The sequence below is a fragment of the Streptomyces sp. AM8-1-1 genome, assembly GCF_032229325.1.
Taxonomy (GTDB): Bacteria; Actinomycetota; Actinomycetes; order Streptomycetales; family Streptomycetaceae; genus Streptomyces; species Streptomyces achmelvichensis.
In genome coordinates, this window is record NZ_CP135086.1 from 7,467,439 (window position 1) to 7,484,246 (window position 16,808).

At 72.2% G+C, this 16,808-nt stretch carries 15 protein-coding genes; 7 read left to right on the forward strand and 8 right to left on the reverse strand.

The annotated features are described in order from the left end of the window. Positions 1–109 precede the first annotated feature (109 nt). Together RPQ07_RS33345 and RPQ07_RS33350 are read left to right on the forward strand one after the other, a co-directional pair. Entirely contained in the window at positions 110–1,276 is a 1,167-nt protein-coding gene (locus RPQ07_RS33345; protein ID WP_313947963.1) for a serine hydrolase domain-containing protein, read from the forward strand. 167 nt (positions 1,277–1,443) lie between these two features. Next, positions 1,444–2,634 (forward strand): acyl-CoA dehydrogenase family protein, encoded by a 1,191-nt coding sequence (locus tag RPQ07_RS33350; RefSeq protein ID WP_313947964.1) that lies wholly within the window; start codon positions 1,444–1,446, stop codon positions 2,632–2,634. A 172-nt stretch (positions 2,635–2,806) separates the two neighbouring features. Here the strand turns inward: RPQ07_RS33350 and RPQ07_RS33355 are convergent, their stop codons facing one another. The 4 genes from RPQ07_RS33355 to RPQ07_RS33370 all read right to left on the reverse strand — a co-directional run bounded on the left by RPQ07_RS33355 (position 2,807) and on the right by RPQ07_RS33370 (position 6,057). Next, positions 2,807–3,454 (reverse strand): hypothetical protein, encoded by a 648-nt coding sequence (locus RPQ07_RS33355; RefSeq protein WP_313947965.1) that lies wholly within the window; start codon positions 3,452–3,454, stop codon positions 2,807–2,809. A 217-nt stretch (positions 3,455–3,671) separates the two neighbouring features. After that, positions 3,672–4,244, reverse strand: coding sequence for a dihydrofolate reductase family protein (locus RPQ07_RS33360; protein WP_313947966.1), 573 nt, complete (start codon positions 4,242–4,244; stop codon positions 3,672–3,674). Between the two features lie 199 nt (positions 4,245–4,443). Next, positions 4,444–5,142 (reverse strand): sigma-70 family RNA polymerase sigma factor, encoded by a 699-nt coding sequence (locus RPQ07_RS33365; protein WP_313947967.1) that lies wholly within the window; start codon positions 5,140–5,142, stop codon positions 4,444–4,446. 138 nt (positions 5,143–5,280) lie between these two features. Further along, entirely contained in the window at positions 5,281–6,057 is a 777-nt protein-coding gene (locus RPQ07_RS33370) for a hypothetical protein (RefSeq protein WP_313947968.1), read from the reverse strand. Positions 6,058–6,333: 276 nt separating this feature from the next. On the opposite strand from RPQ07_RS33370, the gene RPQ07_RS33375 reads away from it, so the two are divergent. Both RPQ07_RS33375 and RPQ07_RS33380 read left to right on the forward strand, forming a co-directional pair. After that, complete coding sequence (locus RPQ07_RS33375) at positions 6,334–7,461, forward strand: MFS transporter (protein ID WP_313949113.1); 1,128 nt, start codon at positions 6,334–6,336, stop codon at positions 7,459–7,461. After that, on the forward strand, positions 7,458–8,576 hold the full coding sequence (locus RPQ07_RS33380) for a sugar ABC transporter permease (RefSeq protein ID WP_313947969.1): 1,119 nt from the start codon (positions 7,458–7,460) through the stop codon (positions 8,574–8,576). The genes RPQ07_RS33375 and RPQ07_RS33380 overlap by 4 nt, the downstream gene beginning before the upstream one ends. Here the strand turns inward: RPQ07_RS33380 and RPQ07_RS33385 are convergent. Next, the gene (locus RPQ07_RS33385) at positions 8,563–9,765 is read right to left on the reverse strand and encodes an acyl-CoA dehydrogenase family protein (RefSeq protein ID WP_313947970.1); all 1,203 of its coding nucleotides are present in this window, start codon (positions 9,763–9,765) and stop codon (positions 8,563–8,565) included. The genes RPQ07_RS33380 and RPQ07_RS33385 overlap by 14 nt on opposite strands. A gap of 174 nt (positions 9,766–9,939) precedes the next feature. Here RPQ07_RS33385 and RPQ07_RS33390 point away from each other — a divergent pair, with 174 nt between their 5' ends. The 3 genes from RPQ07_RS33390 (at position 9,940) to RPQ07_RS33400 (ending at position 14,282) form a co-directional block, all read left to right on the forward strand. Next, a complete protein-coding gene (locus tag RPQ07_RS33390) occupies positions 9,940–11,718 on the forward strand; it encodes a CoA transferase (RefSeq protein ID WP_313947971.1) in 1,779 nt (592 codons plus the stop codon). After that, a complete protein-coding gene (locus RPQ07_RS33395) occupies positions 11,715–13,466 on the forward strand; it encodes a class I adenylate-forming enzyme family protein (RefSeq protein ID WP_313947972.1) in 1,752 nt (583 codons plus the stop codon). The genes RPQ07_RS33390 and RPQ07_RS33395 overlap by 4 nt, the downstream gene beginning before the upstream one ends. Before the next feature lie 69 nt (positions 13,467–13,535). Beyond that, positions 13,536–14,282, forward strand: a complete 747-nt coding sequence (locus RPQ07_RS33400) for a DJ-1/PfpI family protein (protein ID WP_313947973.1) — start codon at positions 13,536–13,538, stop codon at positions 14,280–14,282. An 87-nt stretch (positions 14,283–14,369) separates the two neighbouring features. Here the strand turns inward: RPQ07_RS33400 and RPQ07_RS33405 are convergent, their stop codons facing one another. From RPQ07_RS33405 to RPQ07_RS33415, 3 genes are read right to left on the reverse strand one after another with little or no spacing between them, the layout of a single operon-like run. Beyond that, positions 14,370–15,173 (reverse strand): metal ABC transporter solute-binding protein, Zn/Mn family, encoded by an 804-nt coding sequence (locus RPQ07_RS33405; RefSeq protein ID WP_313947974.1) that lies wholly within the window; start codon positions 15,171–15,173, stop codon positions 14,370–14,372. Beyond that, a complete protein-coding gene (locus tag RPQ07_RS33410; RefSeq protein WP_313947975.1) occupies positions 15,131–15,997 on the reverse strand; it encodes a metal ABC transporter permease in 867 nt (288 codons plus the stop codon). Before RPQ07_RS33410 ends, RPQ07_RS33405 begins: the two co-directional genes overlap by 43 nt. Beyond that, positions 15,994–16,629: a metal ABC transporter ATP-binding protein gene (locus RPQ07_RS33415; RefSeq protein ID WP_313947976.1), complete on the reverse strand. Its 636-nt coding sequence runs from the start codon at positions 16,627–16,629 to the stop codon at positions 15,994–15,996. Before RPQ07_RS33415 ends, RPQ07_RS33410 begins: the two co-directional genes overlap by 4 nt. Positions 16,630–16,808: the final 179 nt, after the last annotated feature.

Genomic DNA, 16,808 nt, shown 5'->3' on the forward strand with positions numbered 1-16,808 from the left:
ACCCCGTGCACACGAAGCGGAACCCTTCCCGGCAGTCCGACCGGTCGGTATGTTCGGTATCAGTCGGACACGGCAGGCCGGACCACCCGGCCGAGGCGACGGAGGGCCCATGTCTCAGAGCGCACCCACGATCGACGGACACTGCGACGACCGCTTCCGGTCGGTGCGCGAGGCCTTCGAGGAGAACTTCCGCGACCGGGGCGAGCTGGGGGCCGCCGTCTCCGTGATCCACGACGGCGAAACCGTGGTCGACCTGTGGGGCGGCTGGGCGGACGAGGCCCGCACCCGGCCCTGGGAGCGCGAGACCCTGGTCAACGTCTGGTCGACCACCAAGGGCGCCACCGCCCTGTGCGCCCATCTGCTCGCCGACCGGGGCGAGTTGGACCTGGACGCGCCCGTCGCCACGTACTGGCCCGAGTTCGCCGCGGCGGGCAAGAACGGCATCCTCGTCCGCCACCTCCTCTCCCACCGTGCCGGACTCGCGGGACTGCGTGAACTGCACACCCTTGAGGACCTCTACGACTGGGAGCTGACCTGCGCCGCTCTCGCCGCCGAGGAGCCGTGGTGGGAGCCAGGCACCCAGTCCGGCTACCACGCCATGACGTACGGCTTCCTGGTCGGCGAGGTCGTCAGACGTGTCTGCGGGCTGCTCCCGGGGGAGTTGCTCCAGAAGGAGGTCACCGGACCGCTCGGCATCGACTTCACCATCGGGCTGCCGGAGAAGGAGGCGGGGCGGGCCGCCGACCTGGTGCATCCCCCGGCCGCGCCGTCGAGCGAACAGGCCGCGATCTTCGCCCAGATGACTCCCGTCGCGCTGGCCGCGCTGGTCAACCCGATCGTCGGCGCGGCGGACGCCAACACCCCCGAGTGGCGCGCGGCCCAGATCCCGGCGGCCAACGGACACGGCACGGCCCGTGGAGTCGCCGCGCTCTACGGGATCTTCGCCGGGCGGGGCGAGCACGGCGGCCGGCGCATCCTGTCCCCGGAGGCCGCCGAACGGGTCCGCGAGGGCCAGGGCAGCTGCCGTGACCTGGTGCTCGGCAGGGGTTTCCAGCACGACACCGAGGTGGCGCTCGGCCTCTGGCTCAGCGGCGAGAACGGTTCGTACGGCCCCAACCCCCGTGCCGTGGGCCACGACGGCTTCGGCGGCTCGTGCGGTCTGGCCGATCCGGAGGCGGGTCTGAGCCTCGGCTATGTGATGAACCGTATGGGTCCGCACATCGCGGACGACCCCCGGAAGATGGCTCTGGTGACCGCCGTATACGCATCGCTGTAGGCGGGTTCGGGGCCGGGGCCGTCGGGTTCGACGGCCGAGACCGGTGGGTTCGACGGCCGGGGCCGGCGGACTCCCGCCCCTCCGTGCGGCCGTGGCCCTTCCGGATTCTTGCAACACGTTCTACCGTGTGCGCCGCGCCGTGACGGTCGCGAGACTCTGGAGGGGCCGTGCACCTCGAATACACGCCTGAACAGCAGCAGTTGCGCGCCGAACTGCGCACCTACTTCGCCCGGCTGGTGCCGGACAACGTGTACGCCCGCTACGCCGACCCCGGCGAGCAGAAGCGCTTCTACCGCGAGACCGTCCGCCGCCTCGGCACGGACGGCTGGCTCGGCGTCGGCTGGCCGACGGAGTACGGCGGGCGCGGGCTGAGCCCCATGGAGCAGTTCATCTTCTTCGACGAGGCCGCTCAGGCGGGCGTACCGCTGCCGCTGATGGCCCTGAACACGGTCGGCCCGACGATCATGCAGTTCGGCACCGAGGAGCAGAAGGCGTACTTCCTGCCGAAGATCCTCTCCGGCGAGATCGACTTCGCCATCGGCTACAGCGAGCCCGACGCCGGTACGGACCTCGCCGCTCTCAAGACCCGCGCGGTGCGCGAGGGCGACGAGGAGACCGGCCACTACACCGTCAACGGACAGAAGATCTGGACCACCAACGGCGACACGGCCGACTGGGTGTGGCTCGCCGTGCGGACCGACCCCGGCGCACCGCCCCACAAGGGCATCACCATGCTCCTCGTGCCGACGTCCGACCCCGGCTACTCCTGCACCCTGATCAACACCCTGGCCTCCCACGACACGACGGCCAGCTACTACGAGGACATCCGCGTCCCCGCCTCCCGCCGCGTCGGCCAGGAGAACAAGGGCTGGCGGTTGATCACCAACCAGCTCAACCACGAACGCGTCACCCTGGCCGCGCACGGCACCATGGCGATCCGGGCACTGCACAACGTCCAGCGCTGGGCGGCCGACACCAAACTCGCGGACGGCCGCCGGGTCATCGACCTCGGCTGGGTGCGCGGCCGGCTGGCCCGCACCCACACCCGGCTGGACGCGATGAAGCTGCTCAACTGGCAGATGGTGAACGCCGTCCAGCAGGGCACGCTCACCCCGCAGGACGCCTCCGCGGTCAAGGTCTTCGGCTCCGAGGCCCGCCGCGACGCCTACGCCTGGCTCATGGAAGTGGTGGGCGCGGCCGGCCCGCTCAAGGAGGGCTCGGCCGGCACCGTGCTCCACGGCGAGCTGGAGCGCGGGTACCGGTCGGCCGTGATCTTCACGTTCGGCGGCGGGAACAACGAGATCCAGCGCGAGATCATTTCGTGGATCGGACTGGGGATGCCGCGGGTGCGGCGATGACGATGCCGTGACGAGGGCTCACAGCCGGCACCGGGATCCATGGGGATCGAAGGTGCCGTCATTCCTGCCTGCCAGGAGGCCCCCGGATCTCTCCGGGGGCCTTGGCCTGTGTCACCTCTGATCCCGGCCACGGGGTGGGTACCTGGGGTACCCGCGGCGAGGCCGGGGTTGCTCACGGGGCGTTCAGCCCGAACACCTGATGGCTGGTGTTGCCGGCGGCCGGGCTGTTGATGTTGCTGTTCGTGCTGATGTTGTTGAACAGCGGGATGACACCGTTGAGGTTGATGGGAAGAATCGATTCGCCCCCGCCCCCGCCTCCGCCGTTGTCGTCGTCGCAGTCGCCCCCGGTGATGTTCGTGGGGTCGGAGTACGAGGCCGCGGCGCTCCCTCCACCCGAGACCGTGACCGTGTTGGTCACCGTGCACGGAGCGTCCTCGGCGACCGACACCGTCAGCTCGAGTACCGGAAAGGACTGGAACGGCTCCACCACGGTGTTGTTGGTGCACGTGATCGACGTCGTGCTCACGTCGCAGTCCCAGGAAGACTGCGACAGCGTGCCGCTCACGGTCAGGCCCGCCGGCAGCGTGTCCGTGAGGGTCACTGTTCCGGCGGTCGAGTCGATGGTGCTGCGGTTGCTCACCTGGAAGCTGTAGACCCCGGTTTCGCCCCGGGCGAAGTCGCCCGAGTGGAACTTCGCGACGGCGAGCACCGGCGCTGCCAGTGCCGGTGTGGCGCCCACCGCGAACGGAAGGACGACACTCGCCCCGAACACTGTGGCCAGGGCGGCCATGCGCCGCCCCAACGGATGCCTCATTGCCATGAACATTCTCCTGTCGCGTGAAGTACCGCGTGGCTCGCCCCGTGGCATGAGAGCTGGGGCGCCGGACGCGGGAGGACTGCACATGGACAACGCGCCGGCGGACAGCCGGCCACTGGGGCCGGCGTCCACGTCACCCGATCGCCCACGCAATGCCCTCGCCTGTACCAACGGACTCGCCGAGGGCTCGTCGGTGCGGGCACGCGCCAGGAGGCTGTCGTCAGCGGACGACGTCGAAGACGTTCTTCTGCAGACCGTTGGCGTAGGCCTCGTGCTCGACGAGCTCCAGCTTCTGGGTGTCCTTGTCCGTGTCGCTGAACAGGCGCTTGCCCGCGCCGAGCAGGAGCGGGAAGACCAGCAGGTGGTACCGGTCGATCAGGCCGGCGTCCGAGAGGCTCCGGTTGAGGGTGGCGCTGCCGTGCATGATGATCGGGCCGCCCTCGGTCTCCTTCAGGGCCGCAACCTCGTCGAGCGAACGCAGGATGGTGGTCCGGCCCCAGTCCGACACCAGGTCGTCGTCGGTCAGCGTGGAGGAGACGACGTACTTCGGCATCTCCTTGTAGTCGGAGAAGTCCTCCATGCCCGGCCAGACCGGGCTGAACGCCTCGTAGCTGGTCCGCCCCAGCAGCATCGCGGTGGCTTCCTGCTGCTCCCTGCCCTTGATCTCGTACGCCTCGGGAAGGAACTCCATGTCCTTGAAGGTCCAGCCCGAGTTCCGGTAGCCCGGCTCACCGCCCGGGGCCTCCACCACGCCGTCGAGCGAGACGAAGGCGGTGCTGATCAGGGTGCGCATCGAAGTGTCTCCCAGGTGTCTCGTGATCGGGTGTCGGCAGGTTCGCCCGGTCGGCTTCGACCGGACTTCCCCTGCGCTACGCAACTCTCCCTCACTGACCGCTGATCGTGGTGGAACTCATCGGTCGTCACCACTCCGCCGGCCCGGGCACCCGAGGTGAGGCACGTGGCGCGCCGCGGGTGCCCGGGGGAGCCGGTGGTCAGCCGGTCACGGCCACGAGCTCGGGACCGTTCGTGAACCGGCCTCCGCCGACGCCTCGCCGCGCCGCCCGTCCCTCGGGTGCGGTGAGGGGGACGTCCGGGTCGCCGAGCAGCTCGATGAGCGAGGCACGCGCGCGGGCCACCCGGGAACGGACCGTTCCCACCGGGCAGTTGAGGGCCTCGGCCGCCTCCGCGTAGGGCAGACCCAGGAGCTGCGTGAGGATGAAGGCCTCGCGGCGCTCGGCCGAGATCGTGGCCAGGAGTTCCGCGAGGGCGATGCCGTCCTCGAAGCCGGGGCTGTGCCGCGGCTGGGCCTGTTCCGCGGCGGCCTGCCAGTCGGTCCTGTCGGAGAGCTTCGGCCGGGCAGCCGCGTGGCGCAGGCTGTCCACCACGGTGCGGCGTGCGATGGACAGCAGCCAGGTGCGGGCGGACGAACGGCCCTCGAAACGGTGGAGGCTGCCGAGCGCCCGGAGGAAGACGTCCTGGGTGAGGTCGTCGGCCGCCTGAGGGTCGGCGCTGAGGTAGGCCACATAGCGCCAGACGTCGCGGTGCAGTGCGCGGACGAAGCGGTCGACCCGCACCGGATCGCCGTCGCGAGCGGAGAGCGCCAGGCGGGTCACGGCCGCGTCGCCTTCGGGGGTATGGCGCGGCGGCCTGGTTGCGACGGGACGGTGCAAGGGGTACGAGGCAGGGGTCATCGCCAGAAGTCCTCACGGGAAATCGGGTTCCGGCGTCGCGCCGACGGGCGAGGCCGGTGAGGGGTACGGCCTGCCGGACGGCACGGCCGATGCCCGATGCGCGTCGTGGAAGACTCCGCGGCACCGGGGAACCAGCTGTCAGAAGACAGCGATCCCCGGTGGTGGACCCCGTGAGGTGATGGCGTGGGCGAGAAGGAGCCGTCGTGGCGCGTGGGCTCGCCTGCTCCGGCGTACGCGGATGCGTGAACCGGGCACCGGGGCGGGCCGAGGGAGCATCAGCCGCAGGGGAGCGACCAGCCATCCGGCCAGCGAACGCAGAACGCGGAACGCCGCCCGCTCTCCGTACGCGAGCCACAGACCGCACAGCAGTGACGCCAGCAGGTGCGCCGACAGCATTCCGGTCGGTGACATGTCGCCCATGTCGTGGCCGCTCAACGCCGTGGTGGCGGTGGCCCCGTCCGCCGACCCGTGCAGCGCGTGATCGTGGACGTCCATGCCCTCATGGGGCATCGTCATGCCGGGCTGGTGAGCAGGGCCGCCGTTGCCGACGCCCCCAAGGGCCGTACCGGAGGCCGGTGCGGAGGAATCCGCCGTCCCGAGCGCCAAGGACCGGGCCCATTGCCGGGCCAGCGAACTGGCCGTCGGCGGCGACGGGTACACCATGGCCTGTGCCAGGGAGAAGCACGCGTGCATCCCCGCCTGAGCCACGACGGTCGCCGAGGTGACGACGAGTAGTCCGCGTTCGCGCCCGCCGAGGGCCCAGGCCCCGGCCGTTGTCGCGCCGAACGCGGTGGACATCGCCCACCAGGGAACCGATGTCCCGGACATGAGGATGTGGCCGAAGGCAGCGAGCAGCACACAGACGGCGGCGAACACCGCGGCCCGTAACGCTCGACACCCCCGGCCCGACATCATGGCGGCCTCATCCTTGCATTCCCCCTCGTGGCCGGGCACCCGTCGGTACGGAATTCACCACGCGCCCCCTCATGCTGGGCCGGATATGTGGTGCAGGCCACAACTGCCCAGGGGAACCAGGGCGTTGGGGCGTCCGACTCCTGGTGCGGCGGGTGGGGAGATGTCGGTGGCGGGAACGGAGACACGGTGGCGGCAGAGGGCTCAGCGGCAACGGCGTCGGCGCCGCCGCCGGACAAGCGGCAGGCCCGTGCACTCACCGCACTGCTGACCTGTGCCATGGCCTTCTCGATGCTTCAGTTGTTCCTGCTGGGCGCGCTCGGACCTCGGCTCGTGGACGAACTGGGGATATCACCGACCGTGCTGGGCCTCACCACCACGATCGGATTCGGGACGGCCGCCGTGCTGTCCCCTGTGGGTGGGCGCATCGTGGACCGGATCGGTCCGCGGCGCGCAATGGCCGTCCTGCTGGTGGTGTCCGCGGTCGCACTCGCCCTCATCGGCGCCGCGCCCGGCGCCGGTCTGCTGCTGGCGGCGGTCGCGCTGGGCGGTGTTCCCCAGGCGCTCGCCAACCCGGCCACGAACAAGGCCATTCTCGGGTCGGTCCCACCCGCACGCCGCGGATCGGTGACAGGGACGAAGCAGTCCGGTGTCCAACTGGGCGCGTTCGCCGCGGGGTTGCCGCTGGCCGCCGCGGCCGCAGGCATCGGGTGGCGGGGCGCGGTCTGGACGGCCGCGGGCGCCGCCCTGCTGACCGGACTGTGGGCGCTGCGCACTCTTCCGGCCGACCCGCCGCCACCGCAGACCGCCACACGGCCGTCCCTGGTGCCGCGTGGTTTCGTCGCCTGGCTGGCCGTCTTCTCGCTGTTTCTGGGGAGCGGTATCGCTTCGGTCAACACCTACCTCGCGCTGTTCGGCGTACGGGAGTTGGAGATGGGCCCCGGCACGGCAGCCGCTCTCGTGGCCGTGCTCGGCGTGGCGGGAATCGCCGGCCGGGTGGGGTGGTCGAAGGCAGCCCGGCCCGGGCGCGCCGCATGGCTGCCCGGATGGCTTGCGGTCGGTGCCGTGGGCGCGGCCGCTCTCCTCGTGGCGGCGCTGTCGGCAGCTCCCCTGGCGTGGGCCGCTGCCGTCGCGGTCGGTGTCTTCGCGGTGTCGGGCAACGCGGTCTCCATGGTGCTGGTCGTGCAACGCGCCGCACCGGGCCGGGCGGGACAGGACTCGGCGCTGGTCGCCGCGGGATTCTTCGCCGGATTCGCGGTGGGGCCCCCGCTCTTCGGCCTGTTCGCGGAGGCGGGACGGTACGGCGCCGGCTGGATTCTGGTGGCGGTGGAATTCGCCGCCGCGGGTGCCGTCGCCTTCACCTGGGCCGTACGGGACCGGCGAGGACGCGCGGACCGGTCGTCGTGACGTCGACGGACTGGGCCGGTGACGCCCTGAAGGCGGTGATCGGCCGCGTGACGGTCACCGAGTTCGAGGTCGGCACACGCTTTCCCCTGTTCGCCGACCCCGACAGCGGGCGGTGGGCAACGACGGGGCGCGGGTCGTGGACGGGCGGATTCTGGGCCGGGCTGTTGTGGTTGCGGGCGCGGTACACGGGCGCCGCGGCCGACCGGGCGGCCGCATCCCGGTGCACCGCGCGCCTGGCGCCGTGGGCGGACGCCGACACCGCCACCCGGGGCCTGATCCTCTGGTACGGGACCGCCCTGGCCTCCCACGACGCGCAGGCCACTGCACTGCGCGAGCGGTCGGCGCGCACCTGCCTGGAGGCCATGGACCCCGAACTCGGCCTCGTCCCCTGGGGATCGGCGCTGGGAGGCCCTCGCCTCCTCGCCCGCGCGGACGGTGTGCCGGGGATGGTGCCCTTGCTGGCAGGTGCCGGGCCCGAGGGAGCCGCGGCAGCAGGCGCACACCTGCACCGCCATCTCGAACTCTGCCTCGGTGACGGCAGCGAGCACCGGCCCTGGACACAGCCCGCCTGGTGCTACGACGCGGGGTCGGGATGGCAGCCCTGCGAGGACCCGCCGCGGGGCTGGAGCCGGGGGAGGGCATGGCTGCTCCTGGCGGTCGCCGACGCACTGCATCTCCCGACGCTCCCCGGACCGCGGGCCGCGCCTCTCTCAGGGGCGGCCGAGCGCCTGTTGGCGCTCGGGGCCGTGCTGGACGGACCGCTCGTCCCGCATGCGCTGGACGAACCGCTCGTCCCGCATGCCGACCCGTCCCGTCCCGACGGTCCCCTCGACACGTCGGCCGCCGCGATCACCGCTGTCGCCCTGCTGAAACTCGCCCGTCTGCCGGGCCCGAGGGCGACCCAGTACGCGGACCGGGCCGTCGAGATCCTGCGCCGCCTGGTCGGCACCCATCTGTCCGGACCTCGCGCACATCGGCCCGCCGGTATGTTGCTGGACGGCTGCTACGACGCCGGCCGGGGCACCGCCGTCCGGCACGAACTGGTCTGGGGCGACTTCTTCCTCGCCCTGGGGCTTGCGGCGCTCACCGGCTCGGTCGACATCACGGACGTGTAGGACTCGGCCCGCCGTACCCGCGCAGGACCCGCCGCGCCACAGCGGTGATGTGCAGCTCGTCCGGCCCGTCCAGGATGCGAGCGGTGCGGCCCGTGCGGAAGAGTGCGGGCAGTGCCGTATCCGGGCCCAGTCCGGCGGCGCCGTGGACCTGGATCGCCGCATCCGTGACCTGCTGGAGCATCCGGGCCGCCGCGACCTTGGCGAGGCCCACCTCGATGTGTGCGTCCTTCCCCGAATCGATGAGAGCGACTGCCTCATGGACGAGAGGGCGCGTGGTGCGCAGGGCGAGCAGGGCGTCGAACACCTGCTGCTGGACGAGCTGGTGGCCGGCGAGCGGGCCACGGGATCCGCCGCGGGAGACCGCCCGCTCACACATCAGATCGAACGCCCGCCGGGCCTGGCCGAGCCAGCGCAGACACCGTAGGGTGCGGCCCCGCTGGAGGCGCTCACCGGCAACGGTGAGCGCCTGGCCGCGTGCGCCGACGAGATGGTCGGCGGGTACACCGACCTGGTCGAGTTCGATCTCCCACTGGCCGGCCGCGCCGAGAACCGGGAGTTCACGGACGACGCGGAAACCGGGGGAGCCGGTGGGCACCAGCAGCAGGGAGAGCCCCTCGCGATCGCCCGCCCGCCCGTCGGTGCGGGCCAGCACCGTGACGAGGTCAGCGCCGGCGGCTCCGGAGGTGAACCACTTGCGCCCCGTGACGGCCCACCGGCCGTCCCGTTGTCGCACCGCACGGGTCTCGGTCATGAACGGGTCCGTGCCGGGAACATCGGGCTCCGTCATCGCGTAGCAGGTCCGTGCCTCCCCGGCCACGAGCCGCCGCAGATACCGGTCACGGACACCGCTCTGCGCGTGCCGCTCCAGCATCGACACATCCAGGAGGGGAGCGGAGCCCAGTGCCGCGGGTCCGTGGTCGCTCGCCCCCTCCGCCTCGGCCAGTTCGGCGTACTCGCCGAACGTGAGGCCGCGGCCTCCCAGGTGCACGGGCAACGGCAAGGCCCACAGCCCCTCCTGCTTCGCTCTGCCCTGCAACTCGCCCAAGGCGGCGACGGCATCGGGTCCACCCGCGTCCAACACCCGTTCGTACGGAATCACGCGATCGCGGACGAACGCGCCGACACGCTCACGCAACTCGGCCAGTTGTCCGCCCCGTTGGCCCGCGCCCTCACTGCCTCGACCTGCCATGCCTCTCCTCGAGTTGCCGGGAACTTGTGGGAACGGTTGTCCGACTGTCTCCACGTGGAACTGGTCGGGTGCGGACGCTCCCGAGTTCCCCGAGTTCCCGGGTTCCCGAGTTCCCGAGTTCCCGGGTTCCGGACGACCGGGCGCCGGCCACCGCCGCGCCAGGAGAGGAGAGGCATGGCATCACCCGCCACCACGCAGGCGGTCCGGCCACTCGACACGCTGCGGTTCGACGCCTCGGGACCGCCGCAGCTCATGACCGTGGTCTCGGAGCATCTACGCCTTCTCGGCGCGCAGCCGGCCGGCACCGCGCCGGGGACCGGGTCGGCAGGCCGCACGGTGCTGAGCGGAGAGGACTTCGCGCCCGTTCGGGCCCGCGCGACGTGGGCCTCCCCGGGGACTGGGATCGACGACGAGGCCACCGTGCAGGCCGCCACCGGCATCATGAGCGTGCACGGCCGCCGCGACGGCGACCCGCGTGGCCTGGCCGTCGACTATGCGTCCGTCGCCACCGGCGTGCTCACCGTGCAGGGCCTCCTCGCCGCGCTGCTGGCCCAGGCGCGCGGTGGCGATGGGCCCGCCGACGTCACCACCAGCGCGCAGCGTGCAGGGCTGCTCGCCGTCTCCCAGTACCTCGCCGCCTCCGGGGCCGACGAGGGCGAGGCAGCCGAACTCGCCCCCGGCGGGCCGCCGTTCGTCTCGTCCGAGGGTCTCCACTTCGAACTGGAGACCCTGGACCCGGGTGCCTGGGCCGCGTTCTGGCGTGCTCTGGGCGCGCCGCCGGAGGCAATACGCGCCGGCTGGCGGCCCTTCCAGTTCCGCTATGCCACGGCCTGTGCCCCCTTCCCCCAGGCACTGCACACCAGGGCACAGGCGCATCCCTGGCAGCGGATCCTCCAGGCCGCCTCCCTGTCGGGGGCCGAGGTCTGCGCCCTGCGCACACTCGCCGAACGGGCCGTCGAATACGACGGTGCCCCGCCCTGGTCCATGGACCTCCTCGGCCCCGGCCGTCCGCACCCGGCGTCCGCACCCTCTCCCGAACGCCCCCTCGCCGGTCTGACCGTGCTGGAGGCAGGACGCCGGATCCAGGCCCCGCTCGCCGCGCACCTGCTGGGACTGCTCGGCGCCGACGTGATCCGCATCGAGCCGCCGGGCGGTGATCCGCTGCGGGGCATGCCGCCGGCGTGCTCCGGTGTCTCCGCCCGCTGGCTCGCCCTCAATCGCGGCAAGCAGGCTGTGGAGGCCGACATCAAGGCGCCCGCCGGCCGCCGTCTGCTGCGGGAGATGGCGGCGGAAGCCGATGTGTTCCTGCACAACTGGGCACCGGACAAGGCCGCGGAACTCGGCCTGGACGCGGGCGACTTCGCCTCCGTGAACCCCGCCCTGGTCTACGCGTACACCAGCGGCTGGGCCGGCCGCCTGTCCGATGCCCCCATGGGCACCGACTTCATGGTCCAGGCCCGTACCGGTGTCGGCGAGGCGGTCCGCCCGGACGGGGAGACGCCCGCGCCCTCCCTGATGACACTGCTCGACGTACTCGGCGGACTGCTCGGCACGGAGGCGGTGCTCGCGGGGCTGCTCCTGCGGGAACGCACCGGGCACGGCGTGCGCGTCGACTCCTCGCTGCTCGGCGCCGCGGACACACTGACCACCCCCTTCCTGAGCCGGGCGGCTCGCGGTGAGAGCCCGAGGCGGCCCGCCGGGTTCCGGCGTCCGCTGCCCACGGCCGACGGCTGGGTCGCGTCGAGCGACACGTGCGCCGCCGCGGCAGCCGCGTACGACCTGCGTGACCTTCCGACGGACGACGCGCTGCGGCAGCTGCGTGCGCACGGTCTCACCGCCACCCGTGTCACCACCGACCTCGCCGAACTGCACGACGACCCGCGCTTCGCCGGCTCGATCAGCCGCGACGCGCACGGTGCCCCCGCCGTTCCCGACCCCTGGAGCTTCATATGACCGTCGAACTGCACGACCTGCTGCCCGCGGACCTGCGCCGGTCCTGGGTGCTCGACGGCACCTGCCCCGATCTGGACCTCTACAGCCTCTTCCGGGCCCGTCAGATCATGGACCTGCACCACACCGCGGTCCTCGATGCCAAGGGGAAACTCTGTTACACCGCGCTGGACCGCAAGGTGCGATGTCTGGCCACCGGCCTCAGAGACCTCGGCATACGCCCGGGTGACGTGGTCGGCGTCCAGCTCCCCAATAGCCGCAACGCCGTCATCGCCGATCTGGCGCTCGCCGCCCTCGGCGCGGTCGCCCTGCCGTTCCCCGTCGGGCGCGGCAGCCGGGAGGCCGATTGCCTGCTGCGCCGCGCCGAAGCCGTGGCAGTCATCGCGGCGACCGAGCACCGGGGCGCCCACCACGCGGCCGAACTGCACACCCTGTCCACGGCGCTGCCCGCCCTGCGGCACGTGATCGCCGCGGGACCGGGCGCCGCACCCGAGGGCACGATTCCGCTCTCCGCGCTGCTGCGCTCCGACCCGAGCGGCTTCGTCCCCGCACGGCCCGACCCCGACAGCGCCGCCCGCATCCTCGTGTCCTCCGGCTCGGAGGCCGAGCCCAAGATGGTCGCGTACTCGCACAACGCACTCGCGGGCGGACGCGGCAACTTCCTCGCCTCACTCATCCCCGACGGGACCCCGCCCCGCTGTCTGTTCCTGGTACCGCTCGCCTCCGCCTTCGGCTCCAACGGCACCGCGGTCACGCTTGCCCGGCACGGCGGAACGCTCATCCTCCTCGACCACTTCACCCCCGAAGCAGCCCTCGCGGCGGTGGCGGAACACGAGCCGACGCACATCCTCGGCGTGCCGACCATGGTGCGCATGATGCTCGAACGCCTCGACGCCACGAGCGAGAAGCCGGTCAGCGGTGGGAAGCCGGTCACCGACAGGAAGCCGGTCACCGGCGAGAAGCAGGGCGAGAGGCTGCCTGCGCCCACCGCGCTGATCCTCGGCGGGGCGCCGCTCGACGAGCCCACCGCGGCTGCCGCGGCTCAGGCGTTCGGCTGCCCTGTCGTCAACCTCTACGGCTCCGCCGACGGCGTCAACTGCCATACGGGACTGGGCAGTACGACCCCGCCCACCGACGAGTCCGGCGTGGTCGCCGGCCGCCCCGACCCCCGGGTGGCCGAGATCCGTATCGCCGACACCGACACCCACGCCGAGGTGCCGGAGGGCGGCATCGGTGAGATCATCGCCCGCGGCCCGATGACCCCCCTCTGCTATGTCGGCGCCCCCGACCTCGACGCCCGCTACCGCACGCCCGACGGCTGGGTGCGCACCGGAGACCTCGGCTTCCTCGACGAGGACGGCACCCTGCACATCGTGGGACGGCTCAAGGACGTCGTCATCCGCGGCGGCGCCAACATCAGCCCGGCCGAGGTGGAGCGGGAGTTGCGCTCCCATCCCCGGATACGGGACGTGGTGTGCGTCGGCGTTCCGGACCGCCTGATGGGTGAGCGCCTCGCCGCGTGCGTCGTTCCCCGCTCCGGCGAGGTGCCCACGCTCGACTCGCTCGGCCGGCATCTGACACGGCGGGGTCTGGAGCAGCGCAAGCACCCCGAACGGCTGTTGGTGGTCGCCGAGTTGCCGTTGACACCGGCGGGCAAGCCCGACCGTGCCGCCCTGCGTGAGCACCTGGCGCAGGCCCCGCCGCCCGTCCACGAGGCACCCGCCGCGCCGTCACTCGCCCAGGCCGGCTGAGCCGATTCCGGGCGCGGCGCGCGGCGCCCGTGCCCATCCGTACGACGACCATCGGGACAGGAGAACCGAATGAACCGCAGGAAACTGCTCCGGGCCTCGACCGCGATCGGAGCCGCGGGGGCGATGGCGGGAGTCGCCGCCGCACCGGCCGCGGCCGCGGCCGTCCAGCCCGTCCAGGAGGCCGGTGGACCCCTGAGGGTGCACGTCGTGATGTACGACGGTGTGGAGGAGCTCGACTTCGCCGCTCCCTGGGAAGTCTTCTCCGCCGCCCGCTTCTTCACGGAGCGCGAGATCGACGTCCGCTACGTCACCGTGTCCGGCCCCCGCGCCGTGCAGGCCGCCTACGGAACGAAGGTCCGCGTCGAGCACGGCTGGGCCCCGCGCACCGCGGACGTCCTGGTCGTCCCCGGAGGAGGGTACGCACGCAGTGAAGGCCCCGGCGTCCGGGCGGAGATCGCGCGCGGCACCCTTCCGCGCGCCCTGGCCTCGGCGGTGCGCCCCGGCCTGACCGTCAGCGCCGTGTGCACAGGCACCATGCTGCTGTCCGCGGCAGGTCTGACGAGAAGCCGCCCGTGCACCACCCACCACAAGGCGCGGCCCGACCTCGAGAAGCAGGGAGGCCTGCTGAAGAACGGACGCGTGGTGGACGACGGCGACCTGGTCACCGCCGGCGGCATCACGTCGGGCCTGGACCTCGCCCTGTGGCTCGTACGCCGTGAACTGGGCGCCGAGGTGGCGACCGGTGTGGAGGCCATGCTCGAATACGAGGCCCGCGGCACGGTCTGGACCCCGCCCGCACCACCCCGGCCCCGGTAGTCGCGCGACCAGGAGAGGCGGGAAGGCGACACGCTGCCCTCCCGCCTCTGTGCGGCCGGACACCTGCGCCGGCCGGCAACGCGCCGCTCAGGAGGCGCCCATGGCCTTCTTGAGCTCGGCCGCGGCATTGCTGTAGACGGGCAGCAGGTCGAAGTCGTCGCCCGGATAGTTGACGATCTTCACCTGCTTCGCTCCGGAGTCCGGCAGGACCGTCCCCGTCGACATGTGCGCGTTGTCCAGGACGAAGGCCGGTTCCTTCTTCGCGAGTTCCGCGAGCTGCGCCGGGGTCACGGCCTCCGGCCCGTAGGTCCCGACGGTGGTGGCACCAGCCAGCTCGGCCGACCAGCCCGTGAAGACCTGGCTGACGACATTCGGGCTCTTCCCGCCGGGCCAGGCGGCCTTGAGGTCCTTCGCGAGCTTGGCGTACTCGGTGTCGAAGGCGGCCTTCCACGTCGCCGCGGCCTTGCCGGTGCCGAACAGCTTCGCCAGTTTGTCGACCTCCGCCTTCACCTTGTCGGCGTCGTTGTCCAGATTCACCTCGACCAGCTCGGCCTTGGAGCCGGCGGCTTCCTTGATCTTCTCGGCGTACGGCTCGAAGGGCGCGTACAGCACGAAGTCGGCCTCGGCCACGGCCGCCAGGTCCGACGGCTTCGGGTCGTAATCGGGCGCGTGGTGCACGGACTTGGGGACGATGACCTTGATGTTCTCGGCACCGGCGGCCTTGGCGAAGGCGCCTTCCCAGGTGGTGGTCACGACCACCGACGGCTTCCCCTTGTCCTTGCCGCTGGCGCTGCCCGCCGACGTGTCACTGTCGCCCCCGCAGCCGGTGACCAGGGCCAGTGCCGCGCTCAGTGCGACGAGGGAAGGGATGCGGAGGCGGTTGCGCGCCATGAGGTGATTCTCCGTTCGGGTACGAGATGGACGGCGAGGACCACGGCCCCCGCCGTCAGGACGAGGACCGGGCCGGGCGGCCAGTCCAGCCACAGGGCCACAAGGAACCCCGTCAGATTCACGACGATGCCGATGCCGACCGCCCACAGAGTGATCGACTTCAGCGAGCCGCCGAGGCGGCGTGCCGCGAGGGCGGGCAGGAGCGTGAGGGCGTCGACCAGCAGCGCGCCGGTCAGCTTGATCGCCCCGGCGACGGCGACCGCGACCAGGACCAGCAGGACGACGGTCAGCCCGCGTACGGGTACGCCGGAGCACTCGGCCAGCTCACGGTCGTACAGGAGCAGACCCACGTCACGGCGACGCCACCAGAACAGACCGGGCACGACGACCGCCAGCACGGCGAGGACGACGAGATCCGCGGTGCCCACGGACAGGATGGAGCCCCACAACAGCGCGAACGCGCCGGAGGCGTTGACGCCCGAGACCGCGAGGACGAGCAGCGCGGCCGCGATGGCCAGACTCATCAACAGTCCCATGGCACCTGACAGGCCGTCGGGCGTACGGGCGAGCGGAGCCACCCCCGCGCCCGAGAGAGCACACGCGACCAATGCGCACAGCATCGGATCGAGCCCGGTCAGCAGGCCGACCGCGATCCCCAGCAACGCCACGTGCATCATCGCGAACCGCACCGGCATGATGTCCAGGCCGACGATCACCACACCGATCACCGGCAGCCCGATCGCCGCCAGCAGGAGGGCGATGCCGGCCCGCTGGACGGGCAGGAGCTGGAGGAGCGCGCCCACATCGGCGGCAGCCGGATTCACCGGACCTCCCGCAGCCGTCCGGCGGCCATGTCCAGCACCCGGTCGCACCGCTCGGCGAGCGTCCGGTCGTGGGTCACCACGAGCAGGGTGACGGGCAGCGCGGTGAGGACATCGGCGGCCTCCTCCTGACCGGTGAAGTCGAGAGCCGCGGTGGGCTCGTCGGCGAGCAGCACCTGGGCACCCGCCGCGACACAGCCGATCGCCCGCGCCAGGTACATGCGCTGCAACTGGCCCCCGGAGAGGGTGTGCAACGGTCGTCCGGTCAACGCCCCCACGCCGAGCCGCTCCGCGGCCTCCCCGGCTTCGGTGGGCGCCGCGCTGCTGGCCAGCAACTCCTCACCCAGGAGCGGAAACCGGCCCCCTGCCGGCTTCTGCGGAATCCAGGCACAGACCCGCCGCCGCCAGGCCCACTCGGCCGATGTGCGCGTACCGCGGCCCCCGACCAGGATGGTGCCGGTCACCTGCCGGTGCAGGCCCAGGACGGCGCGGAGCAGGGTGGTCTTTCCCGAGCCGTTGGTGCCGGTCAGCGCCACCCGCTCACCGGCCGCGATCTCCAGATCGACGGCGGCGACGGCGTCCACCCGGCCGTGACGGCACGCGACCTCCCGCATGCGCACATCCAGCCCACCCATCCCATGCCCCTCTTCGCTCCGACTCCGAGCGGGAGAGGCCGGATGCTGCGCCCTCCCACGCGGCAGTAGTCGGACGGCGGGCCCGGGGAGTTCCCGGAGATCTTCCGTGCCGTGGAGTGTCATGCGACCGGCGTGCCGTCCGCGGCTCGTGCGGTCCGAAAGCCGGCTGCTCGTCGGCG

Excerpts from the sequence above, each read along its gene's own strand:
- RPQ07_RS33390 (WP_313947971.1), top strand. The coding sequence starts at position 9,940 with ATGGCATCACCCGCCACCACGCAGGCGGTCCGGCCACTCGACACGCTG.
- RPQ07_RS33365 (WP_313947967.1), bottom strand. The coding sequence starts at position 5,142 with ATGACCCCTGCCTCGTACCCCTTGCACCGTCCCGTCGCAACCAGGCCG.
- RPQ07_RS33385 (WP_313947970.1), bottom strand. The coding sequence starts at position 9,765 with ATGGCAGGTCGAGGCAGTGAGGGCGCGGGCCAACGGGGCGGACAACTG.
- RPQ07_RS33360 (WP_313947966.1), bottom strand. The coding sequence starts at position 4,244 with ATGCGCACCCTGATCAGCACCGCCTTCGTCTCGCTCGACGGCGTGGTG.
- RPQ07_RS33400 (WP_313947973.1), top strand. The coding sequence starts at position 13,536 with ATGAACCGCAGGAAACTGCTCCGGGCCTCGACCGCGATCGGAGCCGCG.
- RPQ07_RS33415 (WP_313947976.1), bottom strand. The coding sequence starts at position 16,629 with ATGGGTGGGCTGGATGTGCGCATGCGGGAGGTCGCGTGCCGTCACGGC.
- RPQ07_RS33375 (WP_313949113.1), top strand. The coding sequence starts at position 6,334 with ATGGCCTTCTCGATGCTTCAGTTGTTCCTGCTGGGCGCGCTCGGACCT.
- RPQ07_RS33405 (WP_313947974.1), bottom strand. The coding sequence starts at position 15,173 with ATGGCGCGCAACCGCCTCCGCATCCCTTCCCTCGTCGCACTGAGCGCG.
- RPQ07_RS33345 (WP_313947963.1), top strand. The coding sequence starts at position 110 with ATGTCTCAGAGCGCACCCACGATCGACGGACACTGCGACGACCGCTTC.
- RPQ07_RS33355 (WP_313947965.1), bottom strand. The coding sequence starts at position 3,454 with ATGGCAATGAGGCATCCGTTGGGGCGGCGCATGGCCGCCCTGGCCACA.
- RPQ07_RS33395 (WP_313947972.1), top strand. The coding sequence starts at position 11,715 with ATGACCGTCGAACTGCACGACCTGCTGCCCGCGGACCTGCGCCGGTCC.
- RPQ07_RS33370 (WP_313947968.1), bottom strand. The coding sequence starts at position 6,057 with ATGATGTCGGGCCGGGGGTGTCGAGCGTTACGGGCCGCGGTGTTCGCC.